This window comes from Brachybacterium timonense (assembly GCF_900258505.1).
GTDB classification, from domain to species: Bacteria; Actinomycetota; Actinomycetes; order Actinomycetales; family Dermabacteraceae; genus Brachybacterium; species Brachybacterium timonense.
Genome location: NZ_LT984895.1, coordinates 1,659,194 through 1,683,076 on the forward strand (window position 1 = coordinate 1,659,194; position 23,883 = coordinate 1,683,076).

A 23,883-nucleotide genomic window follows, 5' to 3' on the forward strand; every position below is an offset into this window, starting at 1 on the left:
GTGACACCCGAGCGTACGAGGGTGTGCGCGCCACCTGTCCAACCTTCACAGGAACCCTGTGAACCAAGGAGGAACCTCGTGACCATCAAGGTCGGCATTAACGGATTCGGTCGTATCGGCCGCAACGTCATGCGTGCAGCTATCGAGCAGAAGGCGGACATCGAGTTCGTCGCTGTCAACGATCTGACCGACACCAAGACCCTCGCCCACCTGTTCAAGTACGACTCGATCACGGGCCGGTTCAACGGTGAGGTCTCGCACGACGACTCGACCATCACCGTGAACGGGAACACCATCAAGGTGTTCGCTGAGAAGGACCCCGCCAACATCCCGTGGGGCGAGGTCGGCGCGGACATCGTCATCGAGTCCACCGGTCTGTTCACCGACGCCACCAAGGCGAAGGCTCACATCGATGGCGGCGCCAAGAAGGTCATCATCTCGGCCCCCGCGAAGAACGAGGACGCAACTTTCGTCGTCGGCGTGAACCACACCGACTACGACCCGGCGAAGCACAACATCGTCTCGAACGCGTCCTGCACCACCAACTGCCTCGCGCCGGTGGCCAAGGTCCTCAACGACGAGTTCGGCATCGTCAAGGGCCTCATGACCACCGTCCACGCCTACACCGGTGATCAGCGCATCCTGGACGCCCCGCACAAGGATCTGCGTCGCGCCCGCGCTGCTGCCCTGAACATCATCCCCACCAAGACCGGTGCCGCCGCCGCTGTTGCTCTCGTGCTCCCCGAGCTCAAGGGCAAGTTCGACGGCTACGCCCTGCGCGTGCCCACCCCGACCGGCTCCGTCGTCGACCTCACCTTCGAGGCCGAGCGCGAGGTCACCGTGGAGGAGATCAACGCTGCGGTGAAGAAGGCTGCCGAGGGTGAGCTCAAGGGTGTCCTGGCCTACTCGGAGGACCCGCTGGTCTCCAAGGACATCGAGGGCGATCCGCACTCCTCGATCTTCGACGCGCTGAGCACCAAGGTGATCGGCAACCAGGTGAAGATCGTGTCCTGGTACGACAACGAGTGGGGCTACTCCAGCCGCACCGTCGACCTCGCGGTCTTCATGGGCAAGTCCCTCTGACGATCGACACGTCATCCACCACCCGCGTGGATCGCAACGGAGCCCGTCCGGCGCCGCCCTTCGGGGTGGAGCACCGGGCGGGCTCCGCCTCGTGACCCCTGCATGACATCTTTCGAAGGAGCAGAAGTGCTCAAGACCATCGATTCTCTGGGCGATCTGCGTGGCAAACGCGTGATCGTCCGCGCCGACCTCAACGTGCCGCTGGACGGCACGACGATCACCGATGATGGCCGCATCCGCGCCTGCCTGCCCACCGTGAAGCGTCTTGTGGACGCTGGTGCGAAGGTCGTGATCATCTCCCACCTGGGCCGCCCCAAGGGTGCCCCGGAGGACAAGTACTCCCTGAAGCCCGTGGTCGCCCGCCTGGGTGAACTGCTCGGTCAGGACGTCGCCTTTGCGACCGACACTGTGGGCGACTCCGCCCGCGAGACCGTGGGTGCACTTCAGGACGGCCAGGTGGCCATCCTCGAGAACCTGCGTTTCAACCCGGGTGAGACCGCGAAGGACGACGCTGAGCGTCTCGTGTTCGCCAAGGCCCTCGCTGAGCACGGCGACGCATTCGTCTCCGACGGCTTCGGCGTCGTGCATCGCAAGCAGGCTTCGGTGTACGAGCTCGCCACTGTGCTGCCGTCGGCTGCAGGTGAGCTGGTGCTGCGCGAGGTCGAGTCCCTGCGCAAGGTGACCGACGATCCAGCCCGCCCGTTCGTGGTGGTTCTGGGCGGCGCGAAGGTCGCCGACAAGCTCGCCGTGATCGAGAACCTTCTGGACAAGGCCGACCGCATCCTGATCGGTGGCGGCATGTCCTACACCTTCCAGAAGGCACTCGGCCACGAGGTGGGCACCTCCTTGCTGGATGAGGAGAAGGTCGAGACCGTCGCCGGCTACATGGAGCGTGCGAAGGGGACGGGCGTTGAGCTCGTCCTTCCCGTCGACAACGTGGTGGCCCGCGAGTTCTCTGCCGACGCCGAGAGCACCGTGGTCCCCTCGACCGAGATCCCCGCGGACCAGGAGGGCCTCGATATCGGTCCGAAGACCCGCGAGCTGTTTGCCTCGAAGATCGCCGATGCCGCGACGGTGTTCTGGAACGGCCCCATGGGCGTGTTCGAGATCGACAAGTTTGCCGATGGCACCCGCGCCATCGCTCAGGCGATGTCCGACGCGTCGGGCTACACCGTGGTCGGCGGCGGCGATTCCGCCTCCGCTGTCCGCAATCTCGGCTTCGACGAGGCGACGTTCTCGCACATCTCCACCGGCGGCGGCGCCAGCCTCGAGCTGATCGAGGGCAAGGAGCTGCCAGGTATTGCGATTCTTGAGGAGGGCACCAAGTGAGCACCCGCACCCCGCTGATGGCGGGCAACTGGAAGATGAACCTCGACTGGAAGCAGGGTCTGGCCCTGGTCGAGGAGCTCGGCGAAGCGCTCGCGAACGTCGACCTGAGTGACGTCGAGGTGGCCGTTCTGCCGCCGTTCGTGGACCTGCGCACCGTGCAGACCGCGATCGACGCAGGCAAGCTGCCGATCGCGCTCGGCGCACAGGACGTGTCCGCGCATGAGTCCGGCGCCTACACCGGTGAGATCTCCGGTGCCATGCTCACGGCTCTGAACTGCACCTACGCGGCCGTCGGCCACTCGGAGCGCCGCCAATACCACGGCGAAGACGAGGCGATCACCAACGCGAAGGTGAAGGCAGCCCTCGAGGCAGGGCTGACGCCGATCCTGTGCGTCGGCGAACCGCTTGAGGAGCGCAAGGCCGGCAAGCACGTCGAGTACACCCTTGCGCAGCTGGAAGGCGGCCTTGAGGGCCTGAGCGCCGAGCAGGCGGCGAAGGTCGTCGTGGCCTACGAGCCCGTGTGGGCGATCGGCACCGGAGAGGTGGCGACCCCGGAGGACGCTCAGGAAGTCTGCCACGAGATTCGCGAGCTGCTGCGCGTTCAGCACGGTGACCAGGTCGCCGACGCAGTGCGTGTGCTGTACGGCGGCTCGGTGAAGTCGGCGAACGTCGCCGACATCATGGCGAAGGACGACGTGGACGGCGCCCTCGTGGGCGGCGCCTCGCTGAAGGCCGAGGAGTTCGCGAAGATCGCGGGCTTCCGCGCCGCCTGAACGGGTCAGCTGACCTGATCACACATCACGGGCCGGATCCCCTGGGGATCCGGCCCGTGGCGTATGCTGGGTCGGTCCGTATCCGCCGTGGAAGGTGCTCTGCTCTGACATGGATCTGAGCCTCGTGAAGATCATCCTGCAGGTCCTGCTGGCCATCACCAGCTTCCTGGTGATCCTGCTCGTGCTGCTGCACAAGGGCAAGGGCGGCGGCCTGTCGGACATGTTCGGCGGCGGCCTGTCATCGTCGGCGAGCGCCTCTGGCGTGGCAGAGCGCAACCTGAACCGGCTGACCGTCACCATCGCGGTCGTGTGGGGTCTGTGCGCCATCGGACTGGGCATCATCGAGCGTCTGCTCTGAGCTCGTTACCCTGAGCGCCGCATTCAGCAGGACGTTCTGAGCCAGCATCCAGGAGAGCTCTCGGGTACCTCGCGATGTCATGCCCGTCCCCGCAGAGCGGGGCCGGCGCCGGTCAGTGTGCGCGACCGGCAGCCTCGGGATCCATGTACCAGGTGGTCGACGTCAGGCCCCGCACCGCTGAGGCTGGCACACCGATCGGATCGATCTCACGGTGCCCCGCGGCCGCAGCAGTAGCCTTTTCCGAACCGACGGCGAACAGCTGCACATGCTGCGCAGAGTTCAGCACCGGCCAGGTCATGGAGATCCGCTGCGCGGGCGGCTTGGGTGAAGATTCGACTGCCACGGCACTGGCGGCAGTCTCCCGCTGATCAGGATGCTGCGGGAACAGTGACGCGACGTGACCGTCGGGCCCGACACCCAGCATGAGCACGTCGAAGAACGCGCTGCCGCGGGTGCGGAATGGCTGATCACCTCCTGCACTGTCCAGCTGCTGCCCGTACCAGGCTGCGGCCTCCTCAAGGGACATGCCGTCGCCGGGGGAGGGCATGCGGTGCACATGCTCGGGCAGGAGCCCCTGCGCGAGCAGTGGCTCCAGGAAGCTTTCGCGCACCCCTTCATCGTTTCGATCCGCGGTGCCGAGCTGCACGAACCGTTCATCGCCCCACCAGACATGCACGCGGGACAGATCCACCTTCTCTTCGTCGAGAGCCGGGGGCAGCGCAGCCGCTGTGCGGGTGCCCATGCCGCCGCCGGTGAGCACGAGATGCGCCTGCGGTCGTTCGCGAAGCGCCTGGGCCAGATGCTCAGCCGCATCACGTGCCGCGGCCACAGCAGCAGTATCGGCGTCGGGTTCGATGCGGTCCGTCGGCGTCGGCTTGTTCTGCGCGAACACCGCCGGATCCTCGATACCAGGGAAGGCATGGGCGAGCACGTCACCGTAGACCTCATCGGGATCGAGCCGGCGCAGTTCCTCGGCGAGGAGCTCATACAGGGTGCGGCGTGGCATGGATACCCGCTGCGGTTCCTGATCACCGCCGTGTGTCAGTTCGATGTCCTCATCGCTGATGTGCTTGAGCTCCAGGGAATCGCCGTCGCGTTCGATCCGCACGCCCCACAATCGCGCGTCGATGCCGTCCTGTTTCGCGTCCTCAGGCTCCTCGACGTCGACGGGGACGTCGAGAGCGAGCGCAAGCCACGCACCGAGCAGTACCACGCAGGGATCCTCCGGCGCACCACTGATCGTGACGGAACGAGCAGCGGCACCAGCGGGAGACTCCAGAGCGCTCGCGAGGATCCCGCGCAGACGTGTCAGACGCGCCCAGGCCAGATCTGAGTCACCGGCGGCATAGCCGCGGCGCAGTCGTTTCAGCATCGCCAGCGGGTCAGCGCAGCGGGCGGCATCGGTGATGCGGCGCTGCGACATGGAGCCGAGCACGTCGTGGACGGGGGAGGAGGGCGCGGTGCCTGGCCACCAGGTGACGATCGGCGCATCCGGCAGCAGCAGCGGCATGACGAGTGTGTCGAGTGAACTGCGTGCCGCCCCGCGGGGGTGCAGGATGATGATCTCGCCGGCACCGGCGTCGCGGCCCAGGCGGATCTCTGCATCGAGGCCCGCTTCGTCCGCATCGCTCGTCTCGTCCCCGACAACCACGATCACGCGGCTGGGATGCTCATGGCTCGCGGACACGGCAGCCTCGACGGCGTCGTCGGTGTCGTCCCCGGTGGCGATGATCAGAAGGGTGAGCACCCGGCCGATGGTGGTGACGCCGAACGTCTCCCGCATCTCGGTCATCTTCTTGTCGATGGCCGACGCGGTGGTGTCGGTCAAAGTGGTGATCACGGTCGCCTCCAGCTGCGCCCATCGCGGGCGATCATCTCGTGTGCGGTGTCTGGGCCCCAGGTGCCCGGTCGATACGGGGCCGGTGGCATGTGCTCCGCCCAGAACTGGGTGATCGGGTCGAGGATCTGCCAGCTGAGCTCCACCTCGCGCTGACGGGGGAACAGCGGGGGATCGCCGAGCATCATGTCGAGGATCAGCCGCTCGTACGCCTCCGGGGACTCCTCGGTGAAGTTCGTGCCGTACGCGAAGTCCATCGACACATCGCGTACTTCCATCTGGGTGCCCGGCACCTTCGAGCCGAAGCGCATGGTCACGCCCTCGTCCGGCTGCACCCGCACCACGATCGCGTTCTGGCCGAGGTCCGCGGTATCGGTGGAACGGAACGGCAGGAAGGGTGCCCGCTTGAAGACCACGGCGATCTCCGTGACCCGTCGGCCCAGACGCTTCCCGGCGCGCAGATAGAACGGCACGCCAGCCCAGCGCCGCGTGGCGATGTCGAGGCGCATCGCGGCGAAGGTCTCGGTGGTGGAATCGGCCGGGATGCCGTCCTCCTCGAGGTAGCTCACCACCTCCTGGCCGCCCTGCCAGCCGCCGACGTACTGTCCGCGCGCCGTATGCGCAGCGAGGTCCTGCGGCAATTCGACGGCGGCAAGGACCTTCTCCTTCTCTGCGCGCAGATCGGCGGCCCGGAAGCTGACGGGTTCTTCCATCGCGGTGAGTGCGAGCAGCTGCAGCAGATGGTTCTGGATCACGTCGCGCGCGGTGCCGATCCCGTCGTAGTAGCCGGCGCGTGAGCCGATCCCGATGTCCTCTGCCATCGTGATCTGGACGTGATCGACGTAGTTCGCGTTCCAGATCGGCTCGAAGAGCTGGTTGGAGAAGCGCAGCGCCAGAATGTTCTGCACCGTCTCCTTGCCCAGGTAGTGGTCGATGCGGAAGACGTCCTCAGGGTTGAACACCTGCTCGACGACGTCGTTGAGCTCGCGGGCGGAGGCGAGGTCGTGCCCGAAGGGTTTCTCGATCACGACACGCCGCCACGAGCCATCCCGCGGAGTGTTCAGGCCGGAGCCGGCGAGCTGTTCGCACACCTGTGGGAACGCGGCCGGCGGGATCGACAGATAGAACGCGTGATTGCCGCCGGTGCCGCGGGAGGCATCGAGTTCGGAGACCACACGGGTCAGCTCCTCGAAAGCAGCACGATCATCGAACGCTCCCTGGACGAACCGCAGACCGCCGCGCAACTGTTCGAAGACCGGTTCCGAGAACTCGGTGCGCGCATCAGCAATCACCGACTCGCGGACGTACTCGGCGAAGTCGTCATGGGACCAGTCGCGTCGGCCGAAACCGACCAGCCCGAAGCTCGGTGGCAGCAAGCCGCGGTGCGTGAGGTCGTAGATCGCAGGCAGGAGCTTCTTGCGCGCGAGGTCGCCGGTGACGCCGAACATCACCATGGAGCCGGGGCCGGAGATCAGCGGCAGACGTCGATCACGGGCATCTCGCAACGGATTGGCCGCGGCGTCGTCGCTGTGCTCCGCGCTCGCACGGGGGGAGTCGTTCACGGGGGTCCTTCCACTTGTCCCGAGGGAACTGCTGATGGCGGCCGGTGCCGCGGGGCGACGCCGCCGAGTGTCAGGCCGAGGCGGAGAGAGCAGCGGAGACCGCGTCCAGCAGCTCGCCCCAGGCCGTCTCGAACTTCTCCACACCCTCGCGCTCGAGCACACTGAACACGTCCGGCAGATCAATGCCCGCGTGCGTGAGGCTGTCCAGCACCTTGGCGGCCTGTTCTGCGTCGGCCGCGGTGAGCTGCTCGCCCGGCACGGAATGGTCGGCAACAGCCTCGAGGGTCTTCTCCGGCATGGTGTTCACGCAGCCTGCAGCCACGAGGCTGTCCACATAAAGCGTGTCGGGGTACTCGGGGTTCTTCACCCCGGTGGATGCCCACAGTGGCCGCTGCGGATTCGCGCCGTGCGCGGCGAGCGCCCGGAAACGTTCCGAGTCCAGAGCCTCCAGGTAGGCACCGTAGGCAACGCGAGCGTTGGCCACCCCGGCGCGGCCGCGCAGCGAGGTCGCCTCGCCACCGAGCTGTTCGAGGCGGGCGTCGATCTCGGTGTCCACGCGGGAGACGAAGAACGAAGCCACAGAGTGGATACCCGACAGGTCGATGCCCGCAGCAGCAGCCTGCTCGAGTCCGGTGAGGTAGGCGTCGATCACCCGGCGGTAGCGCTCCACGGAGAAGATCAAGGTGACGTTGACACTGATGCCGCGAGCGGTCACAGCGGTGATCGCCTCGAGACCCTCGACAGTGGCGGGGATCTTGATCATCACGTTGTCGCGATCCACCACGGAGTGCAGGTGAACGGCCTGCTCGATGGTGCGTTCCGTGTCATGTGCCAGTCGCGGATCCACCTCGATGCTGACACGTCCGTCGACGCCACCGGTGCGCTGATACACCTCGGCGAACACGTCGCAGGCAGCGCGCACATCGTCGGTGGTGAGCTGTTCGATCACCGCGTCAACGTCGTACCCCTTGGCGGCGAGTGAGGCGACATCGGCGTCGTAGTCGTCGGAGCCGGAGATCGCGGCCTGGAAGATCGACGGGTTCGTGGTCACGCCGGCAACATCACGGCTGTCCACAAGGCGGGAGAGTGAGCCGTTGGCCAGGCGTTTGCGGGAGAGGTCGTCCAACCAGATGGACACCCCGGCCTCGGTCAGGGTGCGGGTGCGGGTGTTCTCAGACATGACGTGCTCCTGGAGGTGCGTTACTCGCGCCGTGGGCGCAATCGGTCAGGCGAGTCGGGATGCTCACAGACGACGCTGCGGGCAGGCGGACTCTGGGCGCCGCCTGCCCGCAGTCGGCATCACGCGCCGGCGGCGCTGATCGATTCCTTCGCGGCGTCGACCACGGCCTGAGCCGTGATGCCGTACTTCTCGAACAGGGTGGCCTGGTCAGCACTCGCACCGTACTCCTCGATGCTGACCGCCCGCCCGGCGTCGCCCAGGAAACGGTGCCACGGCATGGCGATGCCTGCCTCGACGCTCACGCGGGCGCGCACCGAGGCCGGCAGGACCGACTCGCGGTACTGCTCGTCCTGCGCGTCGAACCACTCCACGCAGGGCACCGACACCACGCGAGCGGCGACGCCCTCAGCAGCGAGCTGCTCCTGCGCGGCCAGGGCGAGCTGCACCTCCGAACCGGTGGCCAGCAGGATCACCTGCGGATCGCCGTCGGCCTCGCGCAGCACATAGGCGCCGCGGGCAACGCCCTCGGCCGAGGCCAGCGCGGCGCGGTCAAGGGTCGGCACATTCTGGCGGGTCAGGATCAGGCCGACGGGCCCGTCACGGTGTTCGAGCGCCGCCTTCCACGCCTGCGCGGTCTCATTGGCGTCCGCGGGGCGGACAACGCTCAGACCGGGGATGGCCCGCAGCGCCGCCAGATGCTCGATCGGCTGATGCGTGGGACCGTCCTCGCCCAGACCGATGGAGTCATGCGTCCACACATAGATGCTGGGCACGCCCATCAGGGCCGCCAGACGAACCGCCGGACGCATGTAGTCGGCGAACTGCAGGAAGGTACCGCCGTACGCGCGCGTCAGACCGGAGAGATTGATCCCGGAGAGGATCGCGCCCATGGCGTGCTCGCGGATACCGAAGTGCAGGGTGCGGCCGTACGGGGTGCCGGAGAAGTCCGAGGTGGAGCGCTCAGCCGGGATGAAGGACGGCTCACCGGCCATCGTGGTGTTGTTCGACCCGGCGAGGTCTGCGGAGCCACCCCACAGCTCAGGCAGAGCATCGGCAAGGGCGCCGAGCACTTTCCCGGACGCGGCGCGCGTGGCGAGGCCCTTCTCATCAGCGTCAAAGGTGGGTAGCGACGCCTCCCAGTCGGTCGGCAGCGTGCCTGCGATGAGCCGGTCCAGCAGCTCGGCGCGCTGCGGTTCACGCTCACGCCAGGCAGCCAGCTGCTCGTCCCAGTCAGCGTGCGCCTTCGCGCCGCGGTCGCGCAGCTCACGGGTGCGCTCAATCACGTCAGCGGCCACCTCGAAGGTCGCCTCCGGGTCGAAACCGAGCACCTGCTTGACCGCCGCAACGGCCTCGCTGCCGAGCTTCGAACCGTGGATCTTGCCCGTGTTCTGGAGCTCGGGCGTGGGCCAGCCGATGATCGTGCGCAGGTCGATGAACGACGGGCGGTCGGTGACCTTCTGCGCTTCCTGGATGGCGGCCTTCAGAGCGGCGACATCCTCGTGGTACCCGGTGCCGCCTTGAGTCCAGTCCACGGTCTGGACATGCCAGCCGAGCGCTTCGTAGCGGGCGGCGACGTCCTCGGTGAATGCGATGTCGGTGTGGCCCTCGATCGAGATGTCGTTGTCGTCCCACAGCACGATCAGGTTGCCCAGCTGCTGGGTGCCGGCGATCGAGGAGGCTTCGTTGGTGACGCCTTCCTGCATATCGCCGTCGGAGGCGATCACGTACACGAAGTGGTCGAACGGGCTCTCACCGGGCGCAGCGTCCGGGTCCAGGAGACCGCGCTCACGACGAGCTGCCATTGCCATGCCCACGGCCGTTGCGAGGCCCTGGCCGAGCGGGCCCGTCGTGGTCTCCACACCATCGGTGTGCCCGACCTCGGGGTGGCCCGGCGTCTTCGAGCCCCAGGTGCGCAGTGCCTCGATGTCCTCGAGCTCGAGGCCGAAGCCGCCGAAGTAGAGCTGGATGTACTGGGTGAGGCTGGAGTGGCCAGCGGAGAGCACGAAGCGGTCGCGGCCCAGCCAGTGCACATCGGCCGGGTCGTGTCGCATCACGTCCTGGTAGAGCAGGTACGCGGCCGGTGCGAGGCTCATGGCGGTGCCGGGGTGGCCGTTGCCCACCTTCTCCACGGCATCGGCGGCGAGAACGCGCGCAGTGTCGATGGCGCGGCGGTCGAGCTCGGTCCAGCCCTCAGGGGCGGTGAAAGTTTCGGTCACGGGATGTGTGTCCTTTCGTCGGGCAACGGATCAGTTCCGTGCGGAGCGACTGACGGGCCGCCGTGACGTGGCCCGGGCGCACAGTGGGCGCCGATGCCCCCACTGTAGTCGCGCAGATCGCGACGAGCAGATGGGACGCGGGGTGCACCCGCCACAGCAGTGACGTGTGTGGTACCGCTCACGATGGCCGTTCTGGATGGAGTGGAAGCCTCGGATCGGTCCAGCCATCGGATCTGAGGGCACGACGACGGGCGTGAGGTGCGGCGACTCACCGCCTGCCGCTCTGTCGCGGGACCGAGGTCCCCCGTAGGATGGGGCGACGCCCTGCTGGAAGGTCCCCGGGGCAGGGAAGGACGGTGAGCGGTGACCGCCACGACCGGCACGGGTGCACGCTCGGCGCAGGAGCCACAGACGCAGCGGGAACCGCGCCGCACGCTCGGCTCTCAGCTGAAGGCCTATGTGGCCCTCACCAAACCGCGCATCATCGAGCTTCTGCTCATCACCACTGTGCCGGTGATGTTCCTTGCCGAGGGCGGATTCCCGTCGCCGCTGCTCATCCTCACCACCATGATCGGCGGCTATCTCGCCGCCGGCGGCGCGAACGCACTGAACATGTATCTCGACCGCGACATCGACGCTCAGATGAAGCGGACACGGAACCGGCCGCTGGTCACAGGGGAGATCTCGCCGCGTGCGGGGCTGATCTTCGGGATTGTGCTGTCGATCCTGTCCAGCCTGTGGCTGGCCGTCTTCGTCAACGTCATGAGCGCCGCCCTCGCGGTTGGCGCGATTCTGCTGTATGTCGTGTTCTACACGATGATCCTCAAGCGTCGCACCAGCCAGAACATCGTGTGGGGCGGCGTGGCCGGGTGCATGCCGGTGCTGATCGGCTGGTCCTCCGTCACCGGCACCGTGTCGTGGACCGCTGTGCTGCTGTTCGGCGTCGTGTTCTTCTGGACGCCTCCGCACTACTGGCCGCTCGCGGAGAAGTTCACCAAGGACTACGAGACCGCCGGCGTGCCCATGCTGCCGGTGGTGGCCTCACGCACCAGCGTCGCGCACCAGATGATCCTGCACACCGCCCTGATGATCGCGTGCAGCCTTGCGATCATTCCGCTGGGACACACCGGCATCGTCTACGGGGCGAGCGCCGTCCTGGCTGGCGTCTGGTTCGGCTTCCTCGTCGTGCGCTACGCGGTGCGCACCCACCGCGGACTGACCGGGAAGAAGCTGGGGCCGATGGTCGTCTTCCATGGCTCGATCACCTATCTCACGGTGCTGTTCGTCGCCCTGGCTGTGGATCCCTTCGTGCACCTGTGAACCAGCCGCAGGAGGCGTCGTCACAGGTGCGGCCCACCGACCGCAGAATCCTCGACCAGTTCCTTGCGCATCTGCGCGTCGAGCGGGGTCTTGCCACCAATACGGTCGCCGCGTACCACCGGGACCTCACCCGCTACCTGTGCTACCTGGCGTCACATGACCTGGATCCCGCTGCGATCGATCCCGGGCAGATCAGCGAGTACCTGCAGGTCCTGCGCACCGGCGCCGACGGGCGGTCAGCACTCGCTGCGGCCTCGGCGGCTCGCTCGCTGGCCGCCGTGCGCGGCCTACATGCCTTCCTCGACGCCGAACGGGTCTCCACAACAGGTGACCCGACTCGACTCGTGCCGAGTCCGTCCCTGCCATCCCGCCTGCCGCATCCACTGTCCGTGCCGGATGTGACAGCGCTGATCGACGCCGCGAGCGCCCCCGGGACTGGGCCGCTGTCCATCGAGCGGGCTCTGCGCGATCGTGCTCTGCTCGAGGTGCTCTACGGACTCGGCGCCCGCATCTCCGAGGCCACTGGCCTGGACCTCGACGACATCGATCACGATGACCGCTCCGTGCTGCTGCGCGGCAAAGGCGATAAGCACCGTCGTGTTCCCGCAGGAACCTATGCTCTCGATGCGCTCGATGCGTACCTCACACGCGGCCGCCCGGCACTGGCGGCGAAAGGTGTCGGCACGCCAGCTGTGTTCCTGGGGTCTCGCGGCACACGGTTGACTCGGCAGGCGGCCTGGGATGTGGTGCGGCGGGCCGCTGGGACCGCTGGACTGGAGGAACACGTCACACCGCACACGCTGCGGCACTCGTATGCGACGCATCTGCTGCATGGCGGCGCCGACGTGCGTGCTGTGCAGGAGCTCTTGGGGCACGCATCCGTGACCACGACGCAGCTGTATACCCAGGTGACCGTTGACTCTCTGCGCGAGGCCCATGCGGGCGCCCACCCGCGGGCGCGCCGAGGGGCTTAGACTCGACCGGTGCGGTCCCGCAGGCAGCGCGTTGCACCGCACCGAGCACTCCCCGCCGCCGACGACAGGACAGGACTGTGACTCCCTCCGCGAACCAGCAGCTCGACATCGATCTGGGCCCCACTGGCCGGCCGATGCCCGAGTTCCCGGATCCGGTTGCGTTGGACTCGCACGGACCGGCCCGCATCATCTCGATGGTGAACCAGAAGGGTGGCGTCGGGAAGACCACGAGTGTGATCAACCTGGGCGCTGCACTCGCGGAGCTGGGCCGACGGGTGCTGCTGGTGGACCTCGATCCGCAGGCGGCCCTGAGTGCGGGCAACGGCGTGAACCCGTATGACCTCGACGTCACCGTGTACAACCTGCTGATGGACAGCCGTGGCCACGACGTGCGCGAGGTGATCCAGCAGACCACCACCGAGAACCTTGACGTGCTGCCCGCGAATATCGACCTGTCAGCTGCCGAAGTGCAACTGGTCAACGAGGTCGCTCGCGAAATGGCGCTCGCACGGGTGCTGCGCCCCGTCGCCGACGAGTACGACGTGATCATCATCGACTGCCAGCCGTCCCTGGGGCTCCTCACCGTGAACGCGCTGGCCGCGAGCCACGGGGTGATCATCCCGTTGGAAGCGGAGTACTTCGCGCTGCGCGGTGTCGCGCTGCTGGTGGAGACCATCGAGAAGGTGCAGGACCGGATCAATCCTCGGCTGGAGATCGACGGCATCCTCATCACCATGTTCGATCCGCGCACCCTGCATGCGCGTGAGGTCTGCCAGCGCGTGGTCGAGGCGTTCCCGGACAAGGTCTTCCACACGACGATCAACCGCACCGTGAAGTTCCCTGATGCCTCCGTCGCGGCCGAGCCGATCATCTCCTATGCCTCCTCCACGAAAGGCGCGGATGCCTATCGTCAGCTTGCCCGTGAGCTGATCTCTCGCGGCGGCGCCGCCTGATGCCCGCGCAACCGGGTCGCGGCCGCACGGCGGGCGGCTCCGGGCGTCGCCGGCGCAGCGCCTTCACGCCCCCGCGCACCCCGCGGCTGCGCGAGGCCGACGGCACCGCACGACAGAGCGATCCGCAGAATCTGCACACTGCCGATGGTGAGCGCCTCCAGAAAGTGCTCGCCCGAGCCGGCTTCGGCTCCCGACGCGCCTGCGAAGCCCTGATCTCGACAGGACGGGTGAGCGTCGATGGCGCTGTGGTGACCGAGCAGGGGCTGCGCATCGATCCCGCACGGTCAGCCGTGCACGTCGATGGCCGACGTATCCAGCTCGATGACACGCTGGTGACCGTCGCACTGAACAAGCCGCGTCATGTGGTCTCCGCCATGCACGACCCGCAAGGGCGACGCGACCTCACAGAGTTCACCGCCGAGTATCCCCAGCGGCTGTACCACGTGGGCCGACTCGACTACGAGACCGAGGGCCTCCTGCTGCTCACGAACGACGGCGACCTCGCGCACCGGCTCACCCATCCGAGTTTCCAGATCGAGAAGACGTATGTGTGCCGATTCGACGCCCCCGGCGGGCCACCACGATCGCTCGTGCGGACTCTGCGTGATGGCGTCGAGCTCGAGGATGGCCCGGCCCGCGCCGACCGTGCCCGGGTCCTCGCCCAGGACGGCCGCGAAGCCGTGGTCGAGGTGACTCTTCACGAGGGTCGCAACCGCATCGTGCGTCGCATGTTCGCTTCTCAGGGGTACGACGTGACGGCACTTGTCCGCACCCGTATCGGCCCGGTGCTGCTGGGGAACCTGGCACCGGGGAGCAGCCGCAGACTCACCGAGCGCGAGCTCGGCACCCTGATGGCGGAGGTTGGGCTGTGAGCAGCGGTGAGGCGAGGAGCGGCGAGCGTCGCCCGGCAGGGGGCAGTGAGCACGCTGGCCCGTCGGCTGCCCTCCTCCCGGACCCGGTGCGGATCATCGGAACCGGCCTGATCGGCGGATCCCTCGGACTTGCGCTCTCCGCAGCGGGGGTCACTGTCCAGGTCGAGGATGCTTCGCCCGGCATCGTGGCCCTTGCCGAAGAGATGGGAGTCGGCACGCCGGCCGACGACCTGTCCCCGGAACCGGCGCTCGTGGTGATCGCCGCACCGCCCGATGTCACCGCTCACCTTGTCGATTCCGCCCTGCGGCGCTGGCCCGGGGCAATCGTCACCGACGTGGCGAGTGTGAAGGAGACGGTACTGGAGGAGGTGCGGCGGCGCGCTCCGTCCGATGCCCTCACACGGTATGTCGGCGCCCACCCGATGGCGGGCCGTGAGGTGTCGGGCGTCATCGCGGCGCGCGGCGATCTTTTTCGAGGGCGCCCGTTCGTCGTCGTCCCGCACGAACAGTCAGCGCCGACGGCCACCTCGCTGCTGCGGACAGTTGCCACAGAGATCGGGTCCGTGCCCGTGGTGCTGGAGGCCGCCGACCATGATCGAGCCGTCGCCCACGTCTCGCACGTGCCGCAGCTCGTCTCCAGCGTGCTTGCCACAACGCTGCTGCAGGCGAAGGATGGAGCGCTGGCGCTCGCAGGGCAGGGGCTGCGCGACACCACACGTATCGCCGATTCCGATCCTCACCTGTGGACAGAGATCCTCTCCGCCAATGCAGCTGCTGTGGGCGAGGTGCTCGACGACGCGATCGCGCGCTTGACCCAGGTGCGCACCGCTCTGGACACGTTGCAGAACGCTGATCGCGCAGGAACCCGCCCAGGTCGGCTCGCCATTGCGGAGGTGCTGCGCGACGGCAATCGCGGTGCCGCCCGAATCCCCGGCAAGCACGGCAGCGGCACCGACGACTTCGCCACCGTGGCCGTGCTCGTGCCGGACCGCCCCGGCGAACTCGGTCGTCTCTTCACGACCATGGGCGAGATCGGTATCAACCTCGAGGATCTTCGCCTGGAGCACACGCTCGGCAGACGCGTGGGCATCGCCTACGCGGCTGTGATGCGTGCACGTGAAGATCGGCTCATCACGGAGCTCTCCCGGCGCGGTTGGACGGTCACGAGCGCCTGATCCGCCTATCCTTCAAGGATGGACATCCCTCGCGTCGACCGCTCCGACCTGCGCCCCGAGATGGGAAGCGACACAGGCAGCACAGCAGTGACCATTGCGATCGACGGGCCCGCCGGATCCGGCAAGTCGACCGTCTCCCGGCTCGTCGCGCGCCGCCTGCACGGCGGTTTCCTCGACACCGGCGCGATGTACCGCGCCCTCGCGTGGGATTGCCTGGACCAGGGCATCGACCTCGCGGACCACGGCGCCGTCACCGAGCGCGCCCGCGCCCTTGATCTCGAACTCGGCACGGACCCCGATGGTGCCACGGTGAGTGTGCGCGGCCAGGACGTGACCGCGCAGATCCGCACCGAACGGATCTCGCAGCAGGTGAGTGCGGTCGCGACGAACCTCGGTGTCCGGGCCGTGCTGCAGGAGCGGCAGCGCGTGCTGCTGCGTGAGGTGGCCGCGCAGCGTGGCTCCTGCGTCGCCGAAGGCCGTGACATCACCACCGTGGTCGCACCCGATGCCGACGTGCGTGTGCTGTTGACCGCGAGCGATGAGGTGCGCATGCGCCGCCGCGCCGCCGAACTGTCTCTGGATGACTCCGACGATGCACGCGAGCGCATGCTCGATCAGGTGTTGCGCCGCGACCGGGATGACTCGACCGTCTCGGAGTTCCTCACCCCGGCCGACGGCGTGGTGTCGATCGATACCGATGACCTGGACGTGGACCAGGTGGTGCAGGCTGTGCTCGACCTGGTGGAGGCAGCACGCAACCGCGTCAACGATGACCGCGTCAACGATGGCATTGGGCACCGACGTGGACCCGGCGTCTCCTCCGACGAGGCTGGCACGGACGTCGCCGCCGCGTGGCGTGCGGGCCTGGAGGAGTACGACCTTGATGACGAGGACCGTGCGCTCCTGGACGCTCATGATGACGACCTGCCGGCACGGGAAACGGGTGCGAACCTGCCGGTCGTGGCTGTCGTCGGGCGACCCAATGTGGGTAAGTCCACGCTTGTCAACCGCGTGCTGGGCCGACGTGAAGCGGTCGTGGAGGACACCCCGGGCGTGACTCGTGATCGGGTCTTCTACGAAGCTGAGTGGTCCGGACGCGACTTCTGGCTCGTGGACACAGGCGGATGGGAGGACCGCGTTCAGGGCATCGCCTACCGCGTTGCCGAACAGGCGGAGATCGCGGTTGAGCTCGCCGACGTCGTGCTGTTCGTGGTCGATGCGACGGTGGGGATCACCGACACCGACGACCAGCTGCTACGTGTGCTGCGGCGCTCGAAGCGTCCCATCGTGCTCGCCGCTAACAAGGTCGATGACCAGCGCGCCGAGCTGGAGGCAGCTGCGCTGTGGAACCTGGGGCTCGGACAGCCATACCCCGTCTCAGCGCTGCACGGCCGTGGCTCGGGCGACCTGCTCGACGCCGTGCTGGACGTTCTCCCTGCCGAAGGTCGAGGCGCGGCTGTGGATCATGGCCCGCGTCGGGTGGCTCTGGTGGGGCGCCCGAACGTGGGCAAATCCTCGCTGCTGAACCGCCTGGCGGGGGAGAACCGCGTGGTGGTCGACGACGTCGCCGGGACGACCCGCGACCCCGTGGATGAACGCATTGACCTCGGCGGTATGCCGTGGACCTTCGTGGACACCGCAGGTATCCGACGGCGCGTGCTGCAGTCCCAGGGCGCCGACTTCTACGCCTCCTTGCGTACACGGTCTGCGCTTGACCGCGCCGAAGTTGCAGTGGTGCTGCTGGAAGCCAACGAACCGATCTCCACCCAGGATCTGAAGATCATTGACATGGTTCTCGAGTCGGGCCGTGCGCTCGTGCTCGCCTTCAACAAGTGGGACCTGCTGGATGATGAACGTCGCGCACAGCTGGAACGAGAGATCGAGAAGGACCTCGGCCACGTCTCCTGGGCGCCGCGCGTGAACCTCTCCGCGCGTACGGGGCGCCACACGGATCGTCTGCTGCCTGCGTTGATCACGGCACTGGAGTCCTGGGATCAGCGGATTCCGACCGGTCGCCTCAACGCATTCCTTGGCACCCTCGTCGCAGCACATCCGCATCCGCTGCGGGGCGGAAAGCAACCGCGCATCCTCTTCGCGACGCAGGCCCGCACGCGCCCGCCGCGTTTCGTCATCTTCGCCTCAGGGTTCCTCGAGCACGGGTACCGCCGCTTCATCGAGCGTCGCCTGCGGGAGGATTTCGATTTCGTCGGCTCTCCGATTGAGATCGGCGTGCGGATCCGGGAGAAGCGCCGACGCTGATTGTCGGCCGATGCGCCGGGCTTCCGTGCGGGGCGTCGGCCTTATGCCGTTCTGACACGGCTAACTCGTGCGGGCATGATGTGCGCGGCATGTGCCCGAGCGCATAGGCTGGGCCCATGAGCACTCCCAGTGACAACAATGCGTGGGGTTCCCAGCCCTACGGTGACTCCAACGCGCCTCAGAGCCCCTACGACGCGTCGGCTGACTCCACCGCGTCGGCGCAGGATCCCTACCAGGCTGGAAGCTCCGCGCAGGGCGCCCAGGACGCATTCGGCTCCTCGGCTCCGCAGTCGGACTCCTTCGCGGCGCCGCAGTTCGGCGACCAGAACACCGCGGCAGGCCAGGATCCCTTCAACCAGTCCGCCAGCCAGAACGAGTATGGCCAGCCGTCCGCTGGCGAGCCGTACGGTACGGAATCGAGCCAGGACTCGTTCGGCCAGCCCTCTGCAGGTCAGTCGTACGGGGCTGAGACGGGTCAGGATGCGTTCGGCCAGCAGCAGGCGTCGGATCCGTATGCTGCCCCACCGGCTCAGAGCCCCTACGGCTCCCAGTCGTCGGCCTCCGACCCGTACGCCGCGCCCGGTCAGCAGTCGGCCTCCGATCCGTACGCCGCGCCCGGTCAGCAGTCGGCCTCCGATCCGTACGCCGCGCCCGGTCAGCAGTCGGCCTCCGATCCGTACGCCGCGCCCGGTCAGCAGTCGGCCTCCGATTCTTACGGTGCTGCGCCGGGCCAGCAGGGCACGCAAGGGTGGGCCCCTGCTGCTCAGAACGGCACTCCCGCCGGGGCACAGGGCGAGATGGGCCCGAGCCGCCTCATGGTGGGCCTCCTGGGCATCTTCCTGGGCGGTTTCGGCGTGCACCGCTTCCTTCTCGGCTACACCACCATCGGCATCATCCAGATCGTGGTCAGCGTTCTGACCTGTGGCGTCGGCGCCTGGTGGGGGATCATTGAGGGCATTATGATCCTCGCGAAGACCGAGTCGTTCAATCGTGACGCGCACGGGCGACCGCTCGCCGAGTGAGCACTGATCAAACATGATGCGCGGTGCCGGCGCACAGACGGGTGATGCCGGCACCGCACAGGCATGACGGGCGACCCTCAGGGGGAGGGCGCAGGGGTTAAAGGAGAGAACATGAGCCAGTGGTCCAACCAGGGCGGCGCACCGTATCCGCAGCAGCAGTATCCGATGCATTCAGGGCCGCGGCCTGACACGAGCGGCATCCAGACCAGCGCGATCTTCCTGATCATCGTCGGCGTGCTCTGCTCCGGGATGATCCCAGCGATCTTCGGCATCGTCGCACTGGCACAGATGAACACCGATCCGGACTCCGCGCGTCGGATGAACAAGATCGGCTGGATCATTGCGATCGTGCTCGTCGTCCTCGGGGTGCTGTTCTTCGTGGCCTACATCGTGTTCGTGGTTGTGCTTGGTGTCAGCATGGCCGCCGTCGGATCCAGCTGAGCCTCATCCTGTGCCGACTCCCGACTTCATCCTTGACCTGCGGCGCCACATCGGGCATGACCCGCTCTGGCTGCCCGGTGTGACCGCTATCGTGCTCGACACCGAGCGCACCCGAGTACTCCTGGTTCGCCGCGCCGATAATGGTCGATGGACGCCGGTCACAGGCATCATCGATCCGGGGGAGGAGCCTGCACAGGCCGGTGCGCGGGAAGTGCTCGAAGAAGCTGGCGTGATCGCCCAGGCCGAGCGTCTGGTGAGTATCCGAGCATTGCCGGAGATCACGCACACGAACGGTGACCGCGCGCAATACCTTGACATCTGCTTCCTCTTCCATCATGTGAGCGGTGAGCCGTATCCAGCGGACGGGGAGAATACAGAGGCCCGCTGGTTCGATATCGATCACCTGCCGACGATGAACGACCGCTTCCACCATCAGCTGACAGCGGCGCTCTCCGATGACGTCGCCGCGCGCTTCCGTGTATGAGCAGCGACCTTCGGCAAGGGGACCTTGCCAGCATTGACCTTTCACCGGTCCCGGGAGATTCAGCCCTGGTCCGCGTGCTTGCAGTGCCCGAGCGTGACCTGCTGCGCGACGGGCAGCTGCCGGTAGGACTGGCCCCGTTCCAGGACGCTGTGCTCGTGGAAGTCATGTCGAACGGACACGTGGCCCTGCCGGGCGCCTGGGTGCGCCCCGAGGTGATTCGACAGGCGCACGCCGCCGGGCATCAGCCCGTGGGCGAAGCCGATCTGCGCCTGCCCGCTGTCGTCATCGGGGATGGGAGCCGGGCAGCTCTGCACTGGGGCGAGACGATCTGGCCGCTGCCCTTCGATGACTCGGTGGCCATTCCCTCCTCGTGCCGACCACACGCCCATTCACTGCCGGAGCTTCGACGGCTGGTGCTGGCCGCGACCGGCCGACGGTCCGAGATCGCCTTGACGCTGTGGCAGCAGCCTGACTTCGAGGTCCCGTGGCACGATGTGCGGCTGGTGCCGCGTGCCGCCTGGTGGTTCGAGCTGGCGCAGGTGCCGGCTGGGATGCGTTACCGCGATGCGGTCGCAGCGCAGCGTGGGTTGGGGTGACCTGAACGAACACGCCCTGCGGAGCCCCGTCGTGCGGGGTGGAGACCCAGACGGGTGAGGCTCGCCTGGAACCCGCCCGGTTTCCATATGTTTCTCTGTGATGGGGGTCACGGTGTACGGTGGCCCGTGCTCGGTGACGTCGAGCTCGCCGACCTCGACGAGGAGGCCCCACGTGCCATCAGCTCATCACCCCGATCTCAGGCGCCGTACTTTCCTGCGGCTCTGCGCCGGCGTTGCGACCGTGCTGCCGCTGTCTGTGCTGGCCGGATGCTCCGGTTCAGCTCGTGACTCGAAGACGATCCGTGTCGCGTACCAGCAGTTCGGTTCTGGAACGCTGATGGAGGACTGGATCACCCGCACCTCCACGGCCTACTCGGCGGAGCATCCCGACATGACGATCGAACTGGTTCCGATCGTTGCAGCGGAGAACGACTACTTCACGAAGAACGAGTTGCTCATGTCCTCCCCGCAGACGAGCCCCGATCTCGTCTATGAAGACACCTTCATCCTGCTCTCGGACGTCGGCGCCGGATACCTCCAACCGATCGATGAGTTCGCGACCACCTGGGAGCACTGGGACGACGTCGCCGACGCCTCCAAGGAGGCTGTCACCGCTGAAGACGGCAAGATCTACGCGATCCCGACCCATACAGACACGCGCGGCATCTGGTACCAGATGGACGTCTTCGAAGAGGCAGGCCTGGACCGTGAATGGCAGCCCACCAGCTGGGATGACATCCTCGAGACCGCTCGGACGATCAAGCAGAAGCTACCGGACGTGGCACCGTTGCACATTTTCTCTGGTGTCGCGCAGGGCGAGAAGGCCTCGATGCAAGGTTTCGAGATGCTCCTGTACGGCACCGACTCCCGTCTGTACAACGAGGACACACAGAAATGGGTGCTCGGATCCCAAGGCTTCCTTGACTCCCTCGGCTTCCTGAAAACGATCTTCGAAGAAGAACTCACTCTGCCCCTGGCCCGCAATCTGGATCCCAACGTCGGCGAATCCATCTACACGAGCCTGCTGCCGGACCAGAAGCTGGGCATGGTCGTCGACGGAAACTGGAACTCCAGCAACTGGGGCGAGGGCGGCCCGAGGCCCTGGCCCGAATGGCCCGAGCACATCGCCGTCACTCGGATGCCCACCAAGGACGGCCAGGGGAGTGGCTGGACCACCCTTGCCGGTGGCTGGAGCTGGACGATCCCCAAGCACGCGACCGACCCGAAGGCCTCATTCGATTTCATCACCGCGCTGTGCACCACGGAGAACTCCGTGACGCGAGCCATTGAGGACAACCACATCACGGTGCGCGCCGATGTTGCCGAGGTTGAGGAGTACAAGACCTATTCGCCACTGGCCGAGTTCTTCACGGGTCTGCTCGAGGAAGCGCATTACCGGCCCGCAATGCCCGCGTATCCCGAGGTGTCCTCCGCTATTCAGGAGGCGATGGAAGCCGTCATGACGTTCTCGAGCACCCCCGAACAGGCGGCAACCGAGTACGACCGGGCTATCCGCGACATCGTCGGTCCAGAGAACACTGAGGAGGAGCAGCGATGAGCACTGCCGCTGCCGCCGCTGACCGCACCATGGCGACTGAACCTCGCAGACGCCGGCCGAATCGTCGGCTCGGCAACCGTTTGACCCCGGCCCGCGCCGTACCGATGATTCCGGCGGCGATCCTGCTGCTGGCGTTCATGGCAGGCCCGATCGTCTATTCGCTGTACCTGGCGTTCACCGATAAGGCCATCCGTGGCGACGGAGCCGCGAACACGAGGTTGGTGGGAGTCGACAACTTCGTGGACGCGTTCACGGATGGTTCGTTCTGGAACAGCGTTCTGCTCACGCTCGTGTTCACGATCATTTCAGCGGTGATCGGACAGAACGTGCTGGGCATGATCCTCGCTCTGCTCATGCAACGAGCGAACCGCATCGTGAGCTTCGCCGTCACCGCCATTGTGATCGCCGCCTGGATCCTCCCGGAGGTCGTCGCCGGATACCTGCTCTACACCTTTTTCGCCGACGAGGGCTCGCTGAACACGATCCTCGCGACAATCGGACTACCCGGGCAGGACATGCTGTTCAGTGCACCGATCATCGCCGTGTCCTTCGCGAACATCTGGCGCGGGGCTGCATTCTCCATGCTCGTGTACTCGGCGGCTCTCACGGCTGTGCCCGAGGACGTGTATGAATCCGCAGCGCTCGATGGCGCAGGACCTGCCCGACGCTTCCGATCTATCACGGTGCCGCTGCTGCGCCCCGCGATCGCGACCAACCTGATGCTGACCACGCTGCAGACCCTGTCGGTCTTCGGCCTGATCTTCATCATGACCGGCGGCGGACCCGCCCAGAAGAGCCAGACTCTGCCCCTGTACATGTACGAACAGGCCTTCTCTTACGGGCAGCTCGGCTACGGCACCGCTGTGGCGCTGCTGCTCCTGCTGATCGGAGCGCTCGCGTCACTGGCCTACCTGCGTCTGCTGCCCGAGGAGGAGAAGCGATGAACGCGACGACCGCCGAGCCCACCACGTCCACGCGATCCTCCATGAGCAGCCGCACATCGGCACCCCGCGGCGGCATGGGGCCGCGTGAGCGGATGTCCCGCACCGCATCGAGCATCGCCATGATCGTGATCGGCATCGCCTTCTTGGTGCCACTGGCCTGGGTTGTCCTGGCGAGCTTTGACACCGAGGCAACGCTCTCAGTGAAGTGGCCGAGCAGCTGGAGCCTCGGCAACTATCAGGCGATCTGGAATGCGGAGACGACCTTCCGTCCACTGTGGAACTCGCTCGTGCTCTGCGGCGGCGCCACAGTGCTGACGATGACCGCATCCGTCCTGTGCGCCTATCCGCTGTCGCGCTACCGTTTTCGGGCGAAGCGGCCGCTGCTGCTGACGATCATCTTCTCCACCGGACTGCCGATCACCGCGATCATGATCCCGGTGTACTCGCTGTTCGTGCAGGTGAACCTGATTGATTCGATGCTCGGCGCGGTGTTCTTCCTGGGCGCGAGCGCCCTGCCGTACGGCATCTTCCTCACCAAGGGGTTCATGGACTCGGTGCCGATCGAGATCGAGGAATCAGCCTGGACCGAGGGCGCTGGCGTCTACCGCACTCTGTTCACGGTGGTGCTGCCTCTGATGAAGTCTGGGCTATCTGTGGCGACGATCTTCACCTTCGTCGGCATGTGGGGCAACTTCTTCGTACCCTTCATGCTGCTGCTGAGCCCGGACAAACTGCCTGCCGCGGTCACGTTGTACACCTTCTCCTCGCAGTACGGACAGGTGGCCTACGGGCAGCTCGCAGCCTTCTCGATCTTCTACTCCATCCCCGTCATCGCGCTGTACCTGTTCCTGGGGCGAGGCCTGGGCTCAGGCTTCGCCGCCGCCGGGGGAGTGAAGGGCTGACCGGATCCGTAGCACTGTGAACGACGGCGCAGTGCCGACGGCTTC

Annotated in this window: 21 protein-coding genes; 17 read left to right on the forward strand and 4 right to left on the reverse strand. The window is 66.9% G+C overall.

Annotation, left to right across the window (positions count from 1 at the left end; genetic code table 11):
• The first annotated feature begins 78 nt into the window (after nt 1-78).
• The 4 genes from gap (at nt 79) to secG (ending at nt 3,543) form a co-directional block, all read left to right on the forward strand.
• Nucleotides 79-1,083 (forward strand): type I glyceraldehyde-3-phosphate dehydrogenase, encoded by a 1,005-nt coding sequence (gene gap / locus C8271_RS07345; protein WP_106506758.1) that lies wholly within the window; start codon nt 79-81, stop codon nt 1,081-1,083.
• A 126-nt stretch (nt 1,084-1,209) separates the two neighbouring features.
• Entirely contained in the window at nt 1,210-2,412 is a 1,203-nt protein-coding gene (locus C8271_RS07350; protein ID WP_106506759.1) for a phosphoglycerate kinase, read from the forward strand.
• Nucleotides 2,409-3,185 (forward strand): triose-phosphate isomerase, encoded by a 777-nt coding sequence (gene tpiA / locus C8271_RS07355; protein WP_106506760.1) that lies wholly within the window; start codon nt 2,409-2,411, stop codon nt 3,183-3,185. The genes C8271_RS07350 and tpiA overlap by 4 nt, the downstream gene beginning before the upstream one ends.
• Before the next feature lie 109 nt (nt 3,186-3,294).
• Nucleotides 3,295-3,543 (forward strand): preprotein translocase subunit SecG, encoded by a 249-nt coding sequence (secG, locus tag C8271_RS07360; RefSeq protein ID WP_425428190.1) that lies wholly within the window; start codon nt 3,295-3,297, stop codon nt 3,541-3,543.
• A 112-nt stretch (nt 3,544-3,655) separates the two neighbouring features.
• Here secG and pgl read toward each other — a convergent pair whose 3' ends face one another.
• The 4 genes from pgl to tkt all read right to left on the reverse strand — a co-directional run bounded on the left by pgl (nt 3,656) and on the right by tkt (nt 10,338).
• Complete coding sequence (gene pgl / locus C8271_RS07365) at nt 3,656-5,383, reverse strand: 6-phosphogluconolactonase (RefSeq protein WP_106506761.1); 1,728 nt, start codon at nt 5,381-5,383, stop codon at nt 3,656-3,658.
• Nucleotides 5,380-6,942, reverse strand: coding sequence for a glucose-6-phosphate dehydrogenase (gene zwf, locus C8271_RS07370; RefSeq protein WP_106506762.1), 1,563 nt, complete (start codon nt 6,940-6,942; stop codon nt 5,380-5,382). Before zwf ends, pgl begins: the two co-directional genes overlap by 4 nt.
• 70 nt (nt 6,943-7,012) lie before the next feature.
• Nucleotides 7,013-8,122, reverse strand: coding sequence for a transaldolase (gene tal, locus C8271_RS07375; RefSeq protein WP_106506763.1), 1,110 nt, complete (start codon nt 8,120-8,122; stop codon nt 7,013-7,015).
• Between the two features lie 119 nt (nt 8,123-8,241).
• Complete coding sequence (tkt, locus tag C8271_RS07380) at nt 8,242-10,338, reverse strand: transketolase (RefSeq protein ID WP_106506764.1); 2,097 nt, start codon at nt 10,336-10,338, stop codon at nt 8,242-8,244.
• 363 nt (nt 10,339-10,701) lie between these two features.
• On the opposite strand from tkt, the gene C8271_RS07385 reads away from it, so the two are divergent.
• The 13 genes from C8271_RS07385 to C8271_RS07445 all read left to right on the forward strand — a co-directional run bounded on the left by C8271_RS07385 (nt 10,702) and on the right by C8271_RS07445 (nt 23,838).
• On the forward strand, nt 10,702-11,658 hold the full coding sequence (locus C8271_RS07385; protein WP_106506765.1) for a heme o synthase: 957 nt from the start codon (nt 10,702-10,704) through the stop codon (nt 11,656-11,658).
• Nucleotides 11,655-12,632 (forward strand): tyrosine recombinase, encoded by a 978-nt coding sequence (locus tag C8271_RS07390; protein ID WP_245921022.1) that lies wholly within the window; start codon nt 11,655-11,657, stop codon nt 12,630-12,632. Before C8271_RS07385 ends, C8271_RS07390 begins: the two co-directional genes overlap by 4 nt.
• A 134-nt stretch (nt 12,633-12,766) precedes the next feature.
• Nucleotides 12,767-13,585 carry a ParA family protein gene (locus tag C8271_RS07395; protein ID WP_425428207.1) on the forward strand — a complete coding sequence of 273 codons (819 nt, stop codon included), beginning with the start codon at nt 12,767-12,769 and terminating at the stop codon, nt 13,583-13,585.
• On the forward strand, nt 13,585-14,457 hold the full coding sequence (locus tag C8271_RS07400; RefSeq protein WP_106506767.1) for a pseudouridine synthase: 873 nt from the start codon (nt 13,585-13,587) through the stop codon (nt 14,455-14,457). The genes C8271_RS07395 and C8271_RS07400 overlap by 1 nt, the downstream gene beginning before the upstream one ends.
• The gene (locus tag C8271_RS07405; RefSeq protein WP_106506768.1) at nt 14,454-15,632 is read left to right on the forward strand and encodes a prephenate dehydrogenase; all 1,179 of its coding nucleotides are present in this window, start codon (nt 14,454-14,456) and stop codon (nt 15,630-15,632) included. The genes C8271_RS07400 and C8271_RS07405 overlap by 4 nt, the downstream gene beginning before the upstream one ends.
• Nucleotides 15,633-15,692: 60 nt before the next feature.
• Nucleotides 15,693-17,891, forward strand: a complete 2,199-nt coding sequence (gene der / locus C8271_RS07410; protein ID WP_106507951.1) for a bifunctional cytidylate kinase/GTPase Der — start codon at nt 15,693-15,695, stop codon at nt 17,889-17,891.
• A gap of 116 nt (nt 17,892-18,007) precedes the next feature.
• Nucleotides 18,008-18,913 carry a TM2 domain-containing protein gene (locus C8271_RS14145; RefSeq protein WP_106506769.1) on the forward strand — a complete coding sequence of 302 codons (906 nt, stop codon included), beginning with the start codon at nt 18,008-18,010 and terminating at the stop codon, nt 18,911-18,913.
• A 111-nt stretch (nt 18,914-19,024) separates the two neighbouring features.
• Nucleotides 19,025-19,354, forward strand: coding sequence for a hypothetical protein (locus C8271_RS07420; RefSeq protein WP_245921024.1), 330 nt, complete (start codon nt 19,025-19,027; stop codon nt 19,352-19,354).
• A gap of 10 nt (nt 19,355-19,364) precedes the next feature.
• Entirely contained in the window at nt 19,365-19,838 is a 474-nt protein-coding gene (locus C8271_RS07425; protein ID WP_106506770.1) for an NUDIX hydrolase, read from the forward strand.
• Complete coding sequence (locus C8271_RS07430; RefSeq protein WP_106506771.1) at nt 19,835-20,434, forward strand: hypothetical protein; 600 nt, start codon at nt 19,835-19,837, stop codon at nt 20,432-20,434. Before C8271_RS07425 ends, C8271_RS07430 begins: the two co-directional genes overlap by 4 nt.
• 172 nt (nt 20,435-20,606) lie before the next feature.
• Entirely contained in the window at nt 20,607-21,992 is a 1,386-nt protein-coding gene (locus C8271_RS07435) for an extracellular solute-binding protein (RefSeq protein WP_245921026.1), read from the forward strand.
• Entirely contained in the window at nt 21,989-22,936 is a 948-nt protein-coding gene (locus tag C8271_RS07440; RefSeq protein ID WP_106506773.1) for a carbohydrate ABC transporter permease, read from the forward strand. The genes C8271_RS07435 and C8271_RS07440 overlap by 4 nt, the downstream gene beginning before the upstream one ends.
• On the forward strand, nt 22,933-23,838 hold the full coding sequence (locus C8271_RS07445; RefSeq protein WP_170957825.1) for a carbohydrate ABC transporter permease: 906 nt from the start codon (nt 22,933-22,935) through the stop codon (nt 23,836-23,838). Before C8271_RS07440 ends, C8271_RS07445 begins: the two co-directional genes overlap by 4 nt.
• Nucleotides 23,839-23,883: the final 45 nt, after the last annotated feature.